The organism is Caballeronia sp. GAFFF1, from assembly GCF_023630705.1.
Classification (GTDB): Bacteria; Pseudomonadota; Gammaproteobacteria; order Burkholderiales; family Burkholderiaceae; genus Caballeronia.
Genome location: NZ_JALQEM010000035.1, coordinates 24,638 through 37,907, shown reverse-complemented (window position 1 = coordinate 37,907; position 13,270 = coordinate 24,638). Strand labels below are relative to the sequence as shown.

Annotated in this window: 15 protein-coding genes and 1 pseudogene; 7 read left to right on the top strand and 9 right to left on the bottom strand. The window is 64.1% G+C overall.

Going from position 1 to position 13,270, the window contains the following annotated elements; all coding sequences use genetic code 11:
• Positions 1-198 (top strand): annotated as a pseudogene (locus tag NCR37_RS21030) (manganese catalase family protein); the annotation flags it as partial.
• 106 nt (positions 199-304) lie between these two features.
• Here the strand turns inward: NCR37_RS21030 and NCR37_RS21025 are convergent.
• Positions 305-1,456, bottom strand: a complete 1,152-nt coding sequence (locus NCR37_RS21025) for a porin (protein ID WP_250474758.1) — start codon at positions 1,454-1,456, stop codon at positions 305-307.
• A gap of 408 nt (positions 1,457-1,864) precedes the next feature.
• Positions 1,865-3,073 (bottom strand): zinc-dependent alcohol dehydrogenase, encoded by a 1,209-nt coding sequence (locus NCR37_RS21020; protein ID WP_250474757.1) that lies wholly within the window; start codon positions 3,071-3,073, stop codon positions 1,865-1,867.
• Positions 3,074-3,193: 120 nt separating this feature from the next.
• Between NCR37_RS21020 and NCR37_RS21015 the strand changes: the two genes are divergently transcribed.
• Positions 3,194-3,397, top strand: coding sequence for a CsbD family protein (locus NCR37_RS21015; RefSeq protein WP_244850679.1), 204 nt, complete (start codon positions 3,194-3,196; stop codon positions 3,395-3,397).
• 15 nt (positions 3,398-3,412) lie between these two features.
• Here the strand turns inward: NCR37_RS21015 and NCR37_RS21010 are convergent, their stop codons facing one another.
• The gene (locus tag NCR37_RS21010; protein ID WP_250474756.1) at positions 3,413-5,224 is read right to left on the bottom strand and encodes a RecQ family ATP-dependent DNA helicase; all 1,812 of its coding nucleotides are present in this window, start codon (positions 5,222-5,224) and stop codon (positions 3,413-3,415) included.
• Positions 5,225-5,667: 443 nt separating this feature from the next.
• On the opposite strand from NCR37_RS21010, the gene NCR37_RS21005 reads away from it, so the two are divergent.
• Positions 5,668-5,883 (top strand): hypothetical protein, encoded by a 216-nt coding sequence (locus NCR37_RS21005; protein WP_250474755.1) that lies wholly within the window; start codon positions 5,668-5,670, stop codon positions 5,881-5,883.
• A gap of 84 nt (positions 5,884-5,967) precedes the next feature.
• On the opposite strand, the gene NCR37_RS21000 is transcribed toward NCR37_RS21005, so the two are convergent.
• From NCR37_RS21000 to NCR37_RS20990, 3 genes are all read right to left on the bottom strand, one after another.
• Positions 5,968-6,357, bottom strand: a complete 390-nt coding sequence (locus tag NCR37_RS21000; RefSeq protein ID WP_250474754.1) for a hypothetical protein — start codon at positions 6,355-6,357, stop codon at positions 5,968-5,970.
• A gap of 124 nt (positions 6,358-6,481) precedes the next feature.
• Positions 6,482-6,778 carry a DUF6723 family protein gene (locus tag NCR37_RS20995; protein ID WP_502800569.1) on the bottom strand — a complete coding sequence of 99 codons (297 nt, stop codon included), beginning with the start codon at positions 6,776-6,778 and terminating at the stop codon, positions 6,482-6,484.
• Between the two features lie 192 nt (positions 6,779-6,970).
• Complete coding sequence (locus tag NCR37_RS20990) at positions 6,971-7,312, bottom strand: cupin domain-containing protein (protein WP_250474753.1); 342 nt, start codon at positions 7,310-7,312, stop codon at positions 6,971-6,973.
• 378 nt (positions 7,313-7,690) lie between these two features.
• Between NCR37_RS20990 and NCR37_RS20985 the strand changes: the two genes are divergently transcribed.
• Positions 7,691-8,134: an SET domain-containing protein gene (locus tag NCR37_RS20985; protein ID WP_250474752.1), complete on the top strand. Its 444-nt coding sequence runs from the start codon at positions 7,691-7,693 to the stop codon at positions 8,132-8,134.
• Positions 8,135-8,173: 39 nt separating this feature from the next.
• Here the strand turns inward: NCR37_RS20985 and NCR37_RS20980 are convergent, their stop codons facing one another.
• On the bottom strand, positions 8,174-9,373 hold the full coding sequence (locus NCR37_RS20980; protein WP_250474751.1) for a polysaccharide pyruvyl transferase family protein: 1,200 nt from the start codon (positions 9,371-9,373) through the stop codon (positions 8,174-8,176).
• Between the two features lie 134 nt (positions 9,374-9,507).
• Between NCR37_RS20980 and NCR37_RS20975 the strand changes: the two genes are divergently transcribed.
• The 3 genes from NCR37_RS20975 to NCR37_RS20965 all read left to right on the top strand — a co-directional run bounded on the left by NCR37_RS20975 (position 9,508) and on the right by NCR37_RS20965 (position 12,039).
• The gene (locus NCR37_RS20975; RefSeq protein WP_250474750.1) at positions 9,508-10,275 is read left to right on the top strand and encodes a hypothetical protein; all 768 of its coding nucleotides are present in this window, start codon (positions 9,508-9,510) and stop codon (positions 10,273-10,275) included.
• Positions 10,276-10,447: 172 nt separating this feature from the next.
• Positions 10,448-11,716 (top strand): PQQ-dependent sugar dehydrogenase, encoded by a 1,269-nt coding sequence (locus NCR37_RS20970; protein ID WP_250474749.1) that lies wholly within the window; start codon positions 10,448-10,450, stop codon positions 11,714-11,716.
• Positions 11,713-12,039 (top strand): c-type cytochrome, encoded by a 327-nt coding sequence (locus NCR37_RS20965; protein WP_250474748.1) that lies wholly within the window; start codon positions 11,713-11,715, stop codon positions 12,037-12,039. Before NCR37_RS20970 ends, NCR37_RS20965 begins: the two co-directional genes overlap by 4 nt.
• Before the next feature lie 244 nt (positions 12,040-12,283).
• On the opposite strand, the gene NCR37_RS20960 is transcribed toward NCR37_RS20965, so the two are convergent.
• On the bottom strand, positions 12,284-12,469 hold the full coding sequence (locus NCR37_RS20960) for a hypothetical protein (RefSeq protein ID WP_250474747.1): 186 nt from the start codon (positions 12,467-12,469) through the stop codon (positions 12,284-12,286).
• Between the two features lie 133 nt (positions 12,470-12,602).
• Positions 12,603-13,268 carry a glutathione S-transferase family protein gene (locus NCR37_RS20955; RefSeq protein WP_250474746.1) on the bottom strand — a complete coding sequence of 222 codons (666 nt, stop codon included), beginning with the start codon at positions 13,266-13,268 and terminating at the stop codon, positions 12,603-12,605.
• Between the last annotated feature and the right edge of the window lie 2 nt (positions 13,269-13,270).

The following is a 13,270-nucleotide window of genomic DNA, read 5'->3' as shown; positions in this document are numbered from 1 at the left end:
GGCCCGTGGAACGAAGGCGGCGACTGGAAGTTCGTCGAAGATCCGCAGCCCGCAGTCGATGGCGGCGACGGCACCGCGAGCGTGACCGTGAGCGAAATGGAGAAAGACGCGCTCACCACGATGGCGACGCGCACTGCGTCCGACCCCTCCGCCGACCCGGTGACGGGCGCGGACCTGGGCTCGGGCAAGGCAGTCTGACGCGCACATCGCGCGACGGCGCCGCAACAACAAACGGCCGCGATCGTGACGATCGCGGCCGTTTGTGTTTGTGAAGCGCTGGTGAAGCCTTCGTGAAACCGAGTGCTTAGAACCGGTGACGCAGACCCACCGCAGCGGCGACCTGATTCTGCGAGGTCGACGGCGACAGCGTGTTGATGATCGCGACGTTCGCGCCTGCGTTGCCGAGCTGGCCGGACGCATGCTGATACACGCCTTCGACATAAACGTCCGTGCGGCGCGACAGCGAGTAGTCGGCTTGCAACGAGACGGTATGCCACTTCGGATCGCCCGTGCCGTTCGAGCCGGTGAGCTTGCCGTCCGTGTACGTGTAGGCGGCGTCGAGGTTCAGCGCCGGCGTCAGCGCATAGCGGCCGTTCAACTCGAAGTTGTTCAGATGCAGGTTCGTGCCGGTCGGGAGCGTGAACGACGTGCCGCCCTGCGACGCCGCGATCAGGCCGTCATAGTGCGTGTTGGTCCACACGAAGCCCACCGTCGCCGGACCGTAGGCGTAGTTCACGCCTGCGCCGAACGTGCGTTGCAGGTCCGCCGTCAGGTTGCCCTTGTTGCTCTGTCCCGCCGTGACCGCGCCGCCCGTGTTGAAGTTGCGCGAGTTGTTCGTTTGCAGGTAAGCCGCCGCGAAGTTCAGCGGGCCAGCCGTGTACGACGCGCCGGCGCTCCATGCGCGGTTATTCGAGAACTGGCCGGCGTCGTTGCTGAAGCCGTACAGACCGCCGAACTTGAAGCCCGCGTAATTCGCGCTGCGATACTTGACCGAATTCTTGATCGAAAACGAGTTGTCGAGATTGTCGTTATCGAACGGATGCGCGCTCAGGTTATTGCCATAGCCCGCGCCTGCTTCGGAAAGCGGCCCGAGAAAATCGACCATCGAATCATATTGACGGCCAAGCGTGACAGTACCGAACTGATCGCTTTGCAAACCGACATACGCCTGTCGATTGAACATGCCGTCCTGATTGAAGCCGCCGTTATTCAGGTTGAAGCCGCTCTCCAACTTGAAGAGCGCGTGCAACCCGCCGCCCAGGTCTTCGCTGCCGCGCAAGCCGAAATACGTATCGGAGACGGATCCGCTGCCTTGTTGCCAATTGCTGTGGCCCCCGGCGTTATTGGCGTACACGATGCCGGCGTCCAGCATGCCGTATAGCGTGACGCTGCTTTGTGCCTGTGCCGAAGCCGCAAAGGCGCCGAGCACGCCCACAATGAGGAGATTTCTTTTCATGGTTGCTGTGTGTCCTGATTTAGAGCGAAGGCTTCCCGAGGCGATGCGCCTTGTCCCCGGGAGGCTCGACACACTTTAAGCAAAGCGCTCTTATACGTCGCGTTATTCGACGCGTTTTGCCGAGTAAGAATCTATTGCTAAAAATGGAAAGAGACTGCTTGAGCGCTTGTTAATGCTTTACGGTCAATCGCTTAGTGTCATTGAAACCCGACAGTCGGTCATTTGAATGTTGCACAGGGACCACGTTATTCATGCGCCATCTGGAGAGGTGCTTTGCAGATAAGCGCGTTGATCGACGCGATCGCGCTCGCTAATCTTTCGAAGGTCTGAAGTCTTCGACACGAGTTGCAGTCTGAGGACACGGGACGGTTTCGCGAGAGGGAACCGCCCCGCTTCTTCTATTGCTCGTCAAGCAGCAGGATCGAGTTTCACCTTGATCCATCCCGGCTGGCGCAGATCGAATGCCTTATAGGCGTCGATGACGTTCATCATCGGCTCGCGCGTCGTCAACACGCGAAGCGGATCGAACGAACCGTTGCTCACGCGCTCGATGAGGGGCGGCGTGATCGAGCGATGGTTGCAGTTGCCCATCTTGATGGTGAGATTCTTGTTCATCGCGATGCCGAGCGGAAAGAAGCGGTCGTTCGGCGGATACACGCCGATCACGCCGAGCGTGCCCGCCTTTGCGAGCGCGGCAACGGCCCAGTCAATTGCCTGCGTCGGCGCATTGCCGGGCGTCCAGTTGTTGCCGTCCTGATTGCGCTCGGGCGTCACGGTCCGGCTTTCCCGTTCTGCCTGCTTTGTCTTGTCTTCCGATGCCGCCGGCCCGCCTTCGGGATGCATCGCATCCACGCCGACCGCGTCGATCGCACGGTCCACGCCGCTGCCGTTCGTCAGTTCGAGAATCGCCTGCACCGGGTCTTCCTGATCGAAGTTCACCGTTTCCGCTCCCTGCGCGCGCGCCATGTCGAGACGATCCTGCAAGCGGTCCACAGCGATCACGCGGCCCGCGCCGAGCATCCATGCGCTCGCAATCGCAAACTGGCCCACCGGCCCCGCGCCGAACACGGCGACGGTATCGCCCGGACGCACTTCCGCCAGTTGCGCGCCGAAGAAGCCGGTCGGGAAGATATCGGAGATGAGAATGGCGCGCTCGTCATCGACGTTCTCCGGCAGCTTGATAAGGCTCGCGTTCGCGAGCGGCGTGCGCGCGAATTCGGCTTGCAGGCCGTTGATCGGACCGGTGGCTTTCGGTCCGCCGTAGAACGCCGTGCCTGCGGACGGACCGTTCGGATTCGCGAGGTCGCATTGCGCGGTGTAGCCCTGCCGGCAGTACCCGCAGCATCCGCATGAAATGGTCGACGGAATCAGCACTCGGTCCCCGCGCTTCAGGTTGCGCACGCCCTTGCCGATCTCTTCGATGATGCCCACGCCTTCATGACCGAGAATCGTGCCCGGCACCATGCCGGAAAACGTGCCGCGCACCATGTGCAAGTCCGTGCCGCAGATGGCGCTCGCGGTGAGCCGCACCACCGCGTCGTGATCGTGCTGAATCGTCGGGTCCGCTACGTTGTCGAGCGATATGTTGCCTATGCCGTGAAACACGACTGCTTTCATCGTCTGACTCCCGGAAAGGTTGATCGAACGGTGATTCAGCAACACGCGCGCCCGTAAGCTCGGGCATAACCGTTGCGACAAACGGTATGTTGAAACCGCTAATCCCGACAGGAGAGTCACATGAACAAGGACACGACCGAAGGCATCAAGGAACAGGTGAAGGGCTGGGTGGATACGGCCATCGGCACCGTGACCGGCGACGAGGACCGCAAGCTCAAGGGCGACGTCGAGATCACCAACGGCGCAAACCGTAAAGACTACGGCGATCAGAAGGACAACATCGAGAAGGGCGTCGAGGATCCGGGCGAGCCGACCAACACGTAAGCCCGCTCTTTCCCGTCACGCCGCGCGCTTCACATAGCGCGCGATGAAGGTGCGCGTCTCGTCGTCCGGGAAGCGCACCGCCACTCGATCTGCGCTCACCATCTCCACGACGCCATCGCCATAGCGGCGCACGCGCACGCGGTCGCCCTGGCTGAACGTCTGTGCGCTTCGCTTCGGCTTCGCTTCTTTCTCGTGCTCTTCCAACAGCGCCTGTTCGCGCACTTCGCGCGGGCTTTCCTGTACTTCCGGCGGATGCAGGCAGTTGTCGCAGGAACCGCACGCGCCGCCGCCGAGTTCGTCGTCGGGCGCGCGATAGTTCACTTCCTGCTTGCCGGCTGAGGGCTGCGGAGGAACGTCGTCGTCCACGTCGTCGGCGAAGTAGTCGAGCAGCATGCGCCACCGGCACCGCGCGCTCTGCGCATAGGTAATCATCCGTTCGAGCACCGCGCGATCGCGTCCGGCCCGCGCGGCGTAGCCCTGGGCGGCATCGTCCAGTTGCGCGATGGCCGCGCCGTCGTCGATCAGCTTCATGCCGCCGCGCCGCGTGCGACGTGTCACGCCCATGTCGTTGAGCAACGTGGCCGCGACGCGCAGCTTGTTCACGCCGATGTGCGGCAACGCTTCGCGCAGTCGTTCCAGCGGCTTTTCGAGCGTCTGACTCGCGTTCTCGCGCGCGAGGTCGCGCACCGTCTCGGCCACGCGGCGGATCGTCTCCGCGCTCGGATAGCGCCCGCCGAGAAAGAACTGCTGAACCTGCTTGTCCTTCAGTTCGAAAAGCAGAATGCACTGGGCCGGCTCGCCGTCGCGACCGGCCCGGCCTGCTTCCTGATAGTACGCGTCGAGGCTGCCCGGCACCTGCGCATGCAGCACGAAGCGAATGTCGGGCTTGTCGATGCCCATGCCGAACGCATTGGTCGCGACCATGACCCGCGCGTCGGCGGCCATGAACGCGTCCTGCGCTTCGGACCGCGCGCCCGCCGCCATCTTGCCGTGATATCGCTGCGCCGCGACGCCCGCCTCGCCGAGCGCGGCGTGCAGCGCGTCGCATTCGGCCACCGTCGCGCAATAGATGATGCCGCTGCCTTCCAGCGTGCTCGCGAGTTCGATGGCGCGCGAGCGCTTGTCCTCGGGATTCGTCAGTTGCTCGACCGAGAAATGCAGGTTGTCGCGATACACGCCCGTATGGATCACGTTGGCGTGCCGCATCTGCAACTCGCGCACGATGTCCTCGATGACGGCGGGCGTCGCTGTCGCGGTCAGCGCGAGCACGGGCGGGCGGCCGAGCGTCTTCACGGCGTGAATCAGCTCGACGTAGGCCGGGCGGAAGTCGTGGCCCCACTGCGAGATGCAATGCGCCTCGTCGATGACGACGAGCGGCACCGACGGCATGTGCTTCGAAGTGAGCGTCGCGGTGAATTCCGCGTTCACGAGCCGCTCCGGCGTGACAAACAGAATGCGGACCTCGCCTTGCGTGACCGCTTGCATGGCTTCGCGCTCTTCTGTCGTGGACAACGTGCTGTTGAGGACCAACGCTGCTACACCGGCTTCGGTCAGCTTTGCGGCCTGATCGCGCATGAGCGAGATGAGCGGCGACACGACGACCGTCATGCCGTCCAGTTGCAACGCCGGCAATTGATAGCACAGGGACTTGCCGGCGCCAGTAGGCATGACGGCGAGGGTGTCGTGGCCGTCGAGAACACTGCGGATCACTTCGTCCTGGCCCGGCCGCAGATGAGGAAAGCCGAAGACCTTGCGAAGAGCGGTTTCGAGTTCACGGTCGAGCGGTTTGCGCGCGCGGGTGGCGATGCTGCGGGTGGTGTCGTTCATGTCGATGGAGTTCGATTGGCGCGCTGCGCGGTTCGCATCCGCTGGAATCACTAGGGAGGGATGGCACGCGGCGAAAGGAGCAAGCGTCAGACCCACGGCAAACCGTTGAAGAAATCACCACGCCGCGTGTAAAACTTTTCGCTTTGGTCCGTGCGCTAGCCGACGCACGGCTGCATTTGGCGTCGGATGTATCGGCCAAATTCTTCCAGACAAATAAGGGTGAACGCTTAATACCGGCGGGCGTGAGCGCACGTCCGTTTCATTTGGAAACACATTTATCGGTGCGAAAAAGCTGCGAAGGTACGCACCTTGCTCATGTAGTTGTTTTCCGAATTCACGCTGGACGCTTCCCTATGACACGAACCCTAGCCGCCGCCCCCGCCTTCCGACAGCGTCGCCCAGCGCAACTCGCAGAGCGAGAACTAAAGCATCTGGAACTAATCTTGGCGAGTTTCGTGGAAGGCAGCGCCGCACCGGGACGTCTGCCCACGAAGTATTGGGACATGCGCGTGGCGCAACTCGACAGCGACTACGAACTCGTCCCCTCGCAAAGCCAACGCGTCGCCACGCTGCAACGCAAGCTGGCTTTGCTCGATTCGGCGCTCGGCTCCGCCGCCGCCGATGCTCAAGAGAAGCAGAACCGCCGCGTGGCCGCCTGAGCCTTTTGACGGCCGTAGTTTCCCGCCTATCGACGCACGCTGTGCCAGCGGGCGTCAGCCAAGAGTGAGCTAACCGAGCGGCGCTTATCTCGCCCGCCGGATCAGCGCGCGTGCCACATTGGCCGCGAGATCCGCGCGGAGCTCGGCCCACTTGCCGAGCAGCGACGCATCGTTGGTCAGGAAGTAAGGCGCTTCCGCATAATCCGTGTTCTTGCCGTCCGGGCTCGCGACTTCGAAGACGCGCATGTCCAGGTCATCGCACGTGCCCATGCTCACGAGTTCGCCGAACGAATGCACGCCCGCGATGGCGACATTCTGCACGCCGACGCCATGCACCACCGCGATGACCGTCTTTCCCATGCGCCAGGCGGCTTCGCGGCTGTCGGCCAGGACGAACGCAATGCCCTCGGCAGGCGCTGTCAGCGTCACGCGGAAAAGCCGTGATTTGCATACGTCACTGAGTTGAGTGGTCATGTTGGCCGCCGGCGGGAGAAGCACTGATAAGCGCGAAGAGCGACATGTTAGCAAGTCGCGCTCCCGCCTAGCCACCGCTTCAGCAGCAGTGGCTTTGCGGGTTCCGCCGACACACGATATTCGATCAAAGCTCGGGACGGGCGAGATCGGCGTGTACGACCTCCTCGCCGCGGCGCTGCGCCGCTTCGATTGCATCCGACTTCGACGCGTAGGGCCCAAGCGTGTCCGCGCCTTCGAACGGAAAGAGCAATCGACCGTCCGTTTTTCGCACGACCTTCAAGGTGCCGTAATAGCCGCTTGCCGCACTACCGCGATACGAGGCGTAAATCTGAAAATCGCTCTCGCTCGCGCCTGGCGTCGGCGCGACGATGCGGGTTGGGAAATAGACTAGCTTGGGGCGTCTGCCACTCGAATACGTCACGAAAATCACCGGTTGAACACGCGTGAACCTGTGCGTTCGTTTCGGACGAGTCAGCCCGAGCGCGGTTCGTCGTGATCCGATGCGAACCACGCTGCGCGCCTGCCGTCGGAAAAGAACGTAGGAAAGGAAATGCCGCTGCATTCAGATTGAGCAATCGGCAAGCCGGATCGGCTGTCCATGACGCGCCCCGGCCTATGCGCGCGGATCGTCGCAGAACACGGTCGTCGCGTGCTTTCTTTCCACGGTGAGGTTAACCGAGCGCGCGCCCATCGGACGCGTGCGGTGACGCACGCCCGCCGGGACCGTCAGCAGTTGCCCGGCGTGGACGTGCATCGAGCCGGCTTCGAGGTCGATCACGAGCGTGCCTTCCGTGACGATGAATGTCTCGTCCGAATCGGGATGCAGATGCCATTCGTATGGAAAGGTCATCACGCTTACGTGGACCTCGTGATCGTTGACGGTGGCGACGACGCGATTGAGATAGCCGTCGTTCGGCGTGAGAGCGAGCGTCGTCAGATCGATCGGTGAGTTCATCGCGGCTCCTTTCGCGCAATGCGCTTTGTTCCCCGAGCCTAGTCGAGCGTGACCGCGCGGCGCAAACGAATCGTTTTCGCTTCCTTGCGAAGCGGGCTCACACGACCGGTCGCACGGGAATGCAGGGCAGCGGTATCGCGCTCGCTCGTGCGCGAGACTCCCGCGTCAAGCCGCGAACGGCGGTGAGCACCAGAGGAAACGGAACGAATCGTCACACGCGCCACCCCATCCCCCCGCAATGCAGTTACGATAGCTCGCGAGCACGGCGCGTCCATCGCTGCGTGCGCGACCGTGACGCCGGTCCATGAGGACGCCGTCATGGCGATGCGGCTCCTTCACAGCCGACTTTCATACTTCAACACTGCGACTCGCCACACCATGCGTCGAATCACTGTCCGAACATCGCCCGTTCATGGCCGGGGCGTCTTCGCCCTCGCAGATCTGCCCGCGGGCGCGCTGCTCTTCGAATACAAAGGCAAGCGTCTTTCGTGGAAGGAAGCGCAACGCATGTACGAGCGCTCCAACGCCGAGGACGGTCATACGTTTCTTTTCGGACTCGACGACGGCCGCGTGATCGACGGTGCTCGCGGCGGGAATTCCGCGCGCTGGCTCAACCACAGTTGCGCGCCGAATTGCGAGGCGGAGCAGGATGGCGAGCGCGTCTTCATCCGTTCGCTTCTTCCGATCGGCAAAGGACAGGAACTGTTCATCGACTATCGGCTCACCGTCGAAGGACGGCGCACAGCGGCGCTCAAGCGCCTCTACGCGTGTCGCTGCCTCGCGGCTAATTGCCGGGGCACGATGCTCTCCGACGAACGCTGACCTGCGCCGCACGGCGCGCTTCTAGTCCGCGGGCCCGATTCAATCGCGCTGCGTGGCACTAGCCCGATACGAGCGCGCCAGTTCCAGACCACGCTGCCTGAGCGCCTCGCGATCGGCGCTCATCGCATGGCGCATGGCCGCTTCGAGTTCGTCGATCGACACGGCACCCGGCGCGTTCTTGTCGTCCCACGTCTGCGCATAGGCGGCCTGCTTGCCGGTCCGCGCCGCTTCGTCCGGATGAAGCATGCTGATGCGAGGCAGCCCATACGCCATCGCGACGATCCGTCCGTGCAGGCTGCTGCCCGCATATCCCGCGCTCGTCGCGATCAAAGCGCAGATGTCCCAAATGTCCAGCGACCGGAAGACGAACGCGCGATGATGCATGCGGGCCGCAAGCCGCTCGTATGCGTCGATGTCGTCGTGCCACGGCGCCGCGCCTGCGCGAAACAGCGCGATGCCGTGGCCGGTCGATGCGGCGAGCGCATCCAGTTCGCGCGCCAGCCGGTCGAGCGTGGCGTCGTCGCCGAAGTCGGCGCTGAACTGCACCGCGAGATGGCCGCGCGGACATGCGCGTCGCACGTCGGCCGCCGGGCCGTGGCGGGCGCGCGAGGCGATGCGTGAATCGAAGAGTTCCGCGATCATCGTCACCGGGTCCGGAACGAGCCTCGCCTCGATGCCCGCGGCACGCAGCATCGCTTGCGTGTGCGCGTCGCGCACGCTGAGGTCGTCGGCGCAGCGCAATTTGGTCAGGACCTCGTTGCGCAGCGCAGCCTCGCGCGTGTCGAGCGACACGCCGCCCACCGCGTTGAAGCGAACTGACGACGCCTGCGGCCATGTCTCCCGGCCGACGACATAGGGCGCGAGCGCGTCGGAATTCAACAGAGCGCGCGCATACGCTGAGCGCTCCTCGGCCCGCGCGCCGTATCGCGCGATGACCGTCTGCGCGTCTTCGGGTTCGTTGAGCATCACGGCGGCTTCCCACGCGTCGCAGGTCAAGAGCTCGCCGCCGGCATGCACGAACGTGACCGGCTTATCGCCCAGGCGTCCGGCGAGCGTGCCCAGCGCCGCGACCGCATGGCCGCCGTATCGGCGCAGGTCCCGCGCGGCCAGTCCTGCGAAAACCGGTTTGGCGTCAGGCAGGCGTTCCGCAAGAAGACGCTGCTCGATATGCGCGAACAACATGTCGCCGAAGTTGTGGCGGTCGAATGCGCCGAAGATCACGACGGTGGCATTGATCAATGAGCTTCCTCTGTATGTGCGATGCGTGCGCGAAACGAGCCGGCTTCGTTCGCTTGACGCGCCGCAGTCCTGCGCCTATACAGGACGTTCCCGCTTCGAGCACGCGAAGCGGACGACCGCGACCGGAGCCTTCGATGACGAGCACGACACGCGCCGCGCTGTTCCCTGCCTCGCTTGCCCTACCCTTCGTCGTGTTCTTCGCCGCCTGTTCGACCAGCCCGCCACCCGCCGCGCCGGCGCAGGCCGTTACGACGACGCTGCCATCCGGTGGCGTCTACAAGGGCATGCTCGGCGACGCGGACGCCACCTTGCTCGTGCTCTTCGACGGCACCGCTTACCTCTTCTATGCGAGCGGCGGCGCGGGCGTCGGAGGCGTCGTCATTGCGACGAACGGCGCGCAGACGAGCGACGGACGATTCGCAAGCGCCTCTGCATTAAATTACCGCATCGGCGCAGCGCCGCCGTCGCCGGTGTCGTTCACGGCGGACTTCGCGCATGCGCCGGCCGTCGAAGGGTCGATCACGCGCGACAACGGCGCAGAGAGCCGCAGGTTCTCCGCGACGGCGGCGCCGCTGCTCGACACCGCGCCCACGCTGGCCAATGCGGGCGGCCTCTACAGCGGACGCGGCATGGCGCTCGGCGGCTCGACGACGACGCGCATCACTGTCGCCGCCGATGGCTACGCCGCCGGCACCACCAGCGCAGGATGCATCTTCAAAGGAACGCTGCGCCCGCGCCCCGGCGTCAACGCCTACGCGGTGTCGGCCACCTTCGGTCCCGCGCCCTGCCCTCTTCCCGACGCGACGGTGGACGGCAGCGCCATCGTCGACGGCGCGCGTCTTCTGGTCGCGCTGCCGAGCCCGGACCGCTCGAACGTCTTCATCTTCGACGGCAGGAAGTAGCGGCGGCATCGACTTTATTCACGCGCCGCTTACATACGGCGTTTCGTGTCCTAACATTGCTTTACCGGGCCAGCGGCGCCGTACCTGCCGGCGCAACAACGCGGAGAGCTCGGCTAAGAAAGCCTGTGGTTGAACACCATCTTCCGATGCCGTAAAAAAAGGAGACAACCGGATGAACGCAACGCTCAAGCTCTTGCCATTGGCCCTCGGCGCGATGCTCGCCTGCATACCGCCCGCCGACGCAGCGCAGGACAACGTCGGCACGCTGTCCAACTTCCGTCAGACCGGCAATACGCAGCCGGCCGAAACCGTTCCGCAAACCGGTCAGACTGCGGACGCGCTTCGCGAAAACCTGAAGCAGATCAAGCTGCCGCCGGGCTTCAAGATCGATCTGTATGCGGTCGTGCCGGAAGCGCGGCACATGGCGATCGAACCATCCACGGGCGTGGTGTTCGTCGGCACGCGCAAGAATCGCGTGTGGCAGGTGACGGACAGGACGAAGCAGCGTGTCGCGAGCGACGTTGTGCAGTTCGCTTCGTCGGTGACGTTCAAGGTGCCCAACGGCGTGTGCTTCTCGCCGGACGGCGTGCTCTACGTGGCCGAGCAGAACCGCGTGCTCGGTTTTCCGGCCGCGCAGTTCTTCGGCGAAGGCGGACCGGACGTTGCGGCGGCAGTCGTGGTGCCGCAAGGCAAGCTGATTCCAACGCAGTTCGAGAGCTTCAATCATGGCGCGCGCGCGTGCCGCATCGGACCGGACAAGAAGCTGTATATCGCGCTCGGGCAGCCGTGGAACGTGCCGCCTAAGGACAAGCTCGCGGAACTCGACCGCAACGGACTCGCGGGCATCATCCGCATGGATCAGGACGGCAAGAACCGCGAAGTGTATGCGCATGGCGTGCGCAATTCCGTGGGGCTCGACTTCAATCCGAAGGACAAGACCTTGTGGTTCACCGACAACCAGGTGGACGGCATGGGCGACGACACCCCGCCCGGTGAGCTCGATCACGCGACGAAGGCCGGAGAGAACTTCGGCTTTCCGTGGTACGGCGGCGGGAAGGTGCGCACCGTCGAGTACAAGGATCAGAACCCGCCGGCGGGCGTCGTGTTCCCGCAAGTGGAGTTCGCCGCGCATGCCGCCGACCTCGGCATGTCGTTCTACACCGGCAAGATGTTCCCGCAGAAGTATCAGGGCGGTATCTTCGATGCGGAGCACGGCTCATGGAACCGCACGAAGCCGATTGGCGCGCGCATCATGTACACGCCGATCAAGGACGACGGCACGGCCGGAGAAACGGAAGTCTTCGCCGAAGGCTGGCTCACGCAGAGCGGCGAATACATGGGCCGTCCGGTCGACGTGCAGATGCTGCAGGACGGGTCACTGCTCGTCTCGGACGACTACGCCGGCGCCATTTACCGCATCTCGTACTCGGGGGCCAAATGAGGCGCGTGAAGCAGACGGCGGCCCTCGCGGCATGGGTGGCGATGCTTGCGCCAATATCGGACGCGTCGCTCGCGGCGGGCGATATCAAGGCGGGACGCGCGAAGGCGGCGCAGTGTCAGGCGTGCCACGGGCTCGACGGCATGTCGAAGCTGCCGGAAGCGCCGAATCTGGCGGGCCAGACGGAGGAATACCTCGTGAAGGCGCTCAACGATTTTCGCTCGGGCGCGCGGCAGAACGAGATGATGTCCGTGGTGGCGAAAGGCCTGTCAGATACGGACGTCGCCAATCTGGCGAGCTATTACCACAGCCTCGGCAAGCAGTGAGGGCGTTCGAATTTTTTCGAAACGAACGCTTGACTTGGTGGACTAAGGGTTTATACTAGCCCTTGTCTCCTCCATGTCTCAACCGATGTGGATTCAAGCCCGCTCTCTTGAGCGGGTTTTTTTTTAGGTGTCGCGGCGAGACTATCCACAGAAATCGGGGAAAAGCCTGTGGATATCGCACTGACGAATGGCCTAAGCCGTTGACCCGAAAGCACTTACCACCGACGCTTCACAACGCACCCGCTCACTTCCCGTCGCCGACGCACGACAACACCATCGAGTCCGCGCGGCTCACGTCGGCGGCGAGTATCGCTTGCGGCGCGGTCGCGATGCCCAACTCTTCGGCAGCCGACCCCGGCAGCGCGTAAAGGATCGTGCCCGTCGCGACGAGCGCCACGATCATCGATAAGAACCACGAAAAGACGTACATCGCCGGCACCTCGCCAAAGAACGCTTCGTCTGGAAAGGCGCGTCGAACGTCAGCGCCTGACGCGCAGAGTAAAGCGTCGCGGCGGATGGCACAGCCCCACGGAGGGAGGGACGTGAAGGAGGGAAGCGCTCGGTCAGCGCGTGTCCGGCGCGGGCACCGGCGAGACGCCTTGCGCGCGGGCGGCGGCGTCCTGGGCGCGCATCGCGCGGATAAAACCGTCGCGTTCGCGCAGCCGGGCCCAGTAACGCGCGACCGGTTCGGCGAAGCGCGCGCTCAAGTCCAGATGCTCCGCCAGCATCAGTGCATAGCCGACCGAAACGTCGGCCGCCGTGAAGCGGCCCGCGCATAGAAAGTCCTGGCGTTCTAAAAGCGGCGCGAGCGCGCGCAACCGCGCGTGGAACCATCGCGCGTAGTCTTCCGCCACTTGCGGCTGCCGGCGCTCTGGCGGCTCGAAATGCGTGTAGCGCAGCACGAGCGTCTGCGGGAACGTGAGCGTCGCCTCGCCGAAATGCAGAAAGTTGAGATAGCGGCCGAAGTCGGCCTCGTGCACCGCGACATCGAGCCCGCCGGGCGAATAGCGCGCCGCGAGATACTGGCAGACCGCGGCGGATTCGGTCATGAACAGCGCATCGTCGGAAAATGCGGGCACCGTGCCGAGCGGATTCACGTCCATGAAGGCGCGCGCCATCATCCGCGGCGGGAACGGCAGCATCTTCAACTCATACGGCAGGCCGATTTCCTCGAGCGCCCACAGCGGCCGGAACGAGCGCGCGCTGACGCAGTGGTGGAGCGTGATCATCG

Coding starts and splice junctions, on each gene's coding strand:
- NCR37_RS21025 (WP_250474758.1), bottom strand. CDS start 1,456: ATGAAAAGAAATCTCCTCATTGTGGGCGTGCTCGGCGCCTTTGCGGCT.
- NCR37_RS21020 (WP_250474757.1), bottom strand. CDS start 3,073: ATGAAAGCAGTCGTGTTTCACGGCATAGGCAACATATCGCTCGACAAC.
- NCR37_RS21015 (WP_244850679.1), top strand. CDS start 3,194: ATGAACAAGGACACGACCGAAGGCATCAAGGAACAGGTGAAGGGCTGG.
- NCR37_RS21010 (WP_250474756.1), bottom strand. CDS start 5,224: ATGAACGACACCACCCGCAGCATCGCCACCCGCGCGCGCAAACCGCTC.
- NCR37_RS21000 (WP_250474754.1), bottom strand. CDS start 6,357: ATGACCACTCAACTCAGTGACGTATGCAAATCACGGCTTTTCCGCGTG.
- NCR37_RS20990 (WP_250474753.1), bottom strand. CDS start 7,312: ATGAACTCACCGATCGATCTGACGACGCTCGCTCTCACGCCGAACGAC.
- NCR37_RS20985 (WP_250474752.1), top strand. CDS start 7,691: ATGCGTCGAATCACTGTCCGAACATCGCCCGTTCATGGCCGGGGCGTC.
- NCR37_RS20975 (WP_250474750.1), top strand. CDS start 9,508: ATGACGAGCACGACACGCGCCGCGCTGTTCCCTGCCTCGCTTGCCCTA.
- NCR37_RS20970 (WP_250474749.1), top strand. CDS start 10,448: ATGAACGCAACGCTCAAGCTCTTGCCATTGGCCCTCGGCGCGATGCTC.
- NCR37_RS20965 (WP_250474748.1), top strand. CDS start 11,713: ATGAGGCGCGTGAAGCAGACGGCGGCCCTCGCGGCATGGGTGGCGATG.
- NCR37_RS20960 (WP_250474747.1), bottom strand. CDS start 12,469: ATGTACGTCTTTTCGTGGTTCTTATCGATGATCGTGGCGCTCGTCGCG.
- NCR37_RS20955 (WP_250474746.1), bottom strand. CDS start 13,268: ATGATCACGCTCCACCACTGCGTCAGCGCGCGCTCGTTCCGGCCGCTG.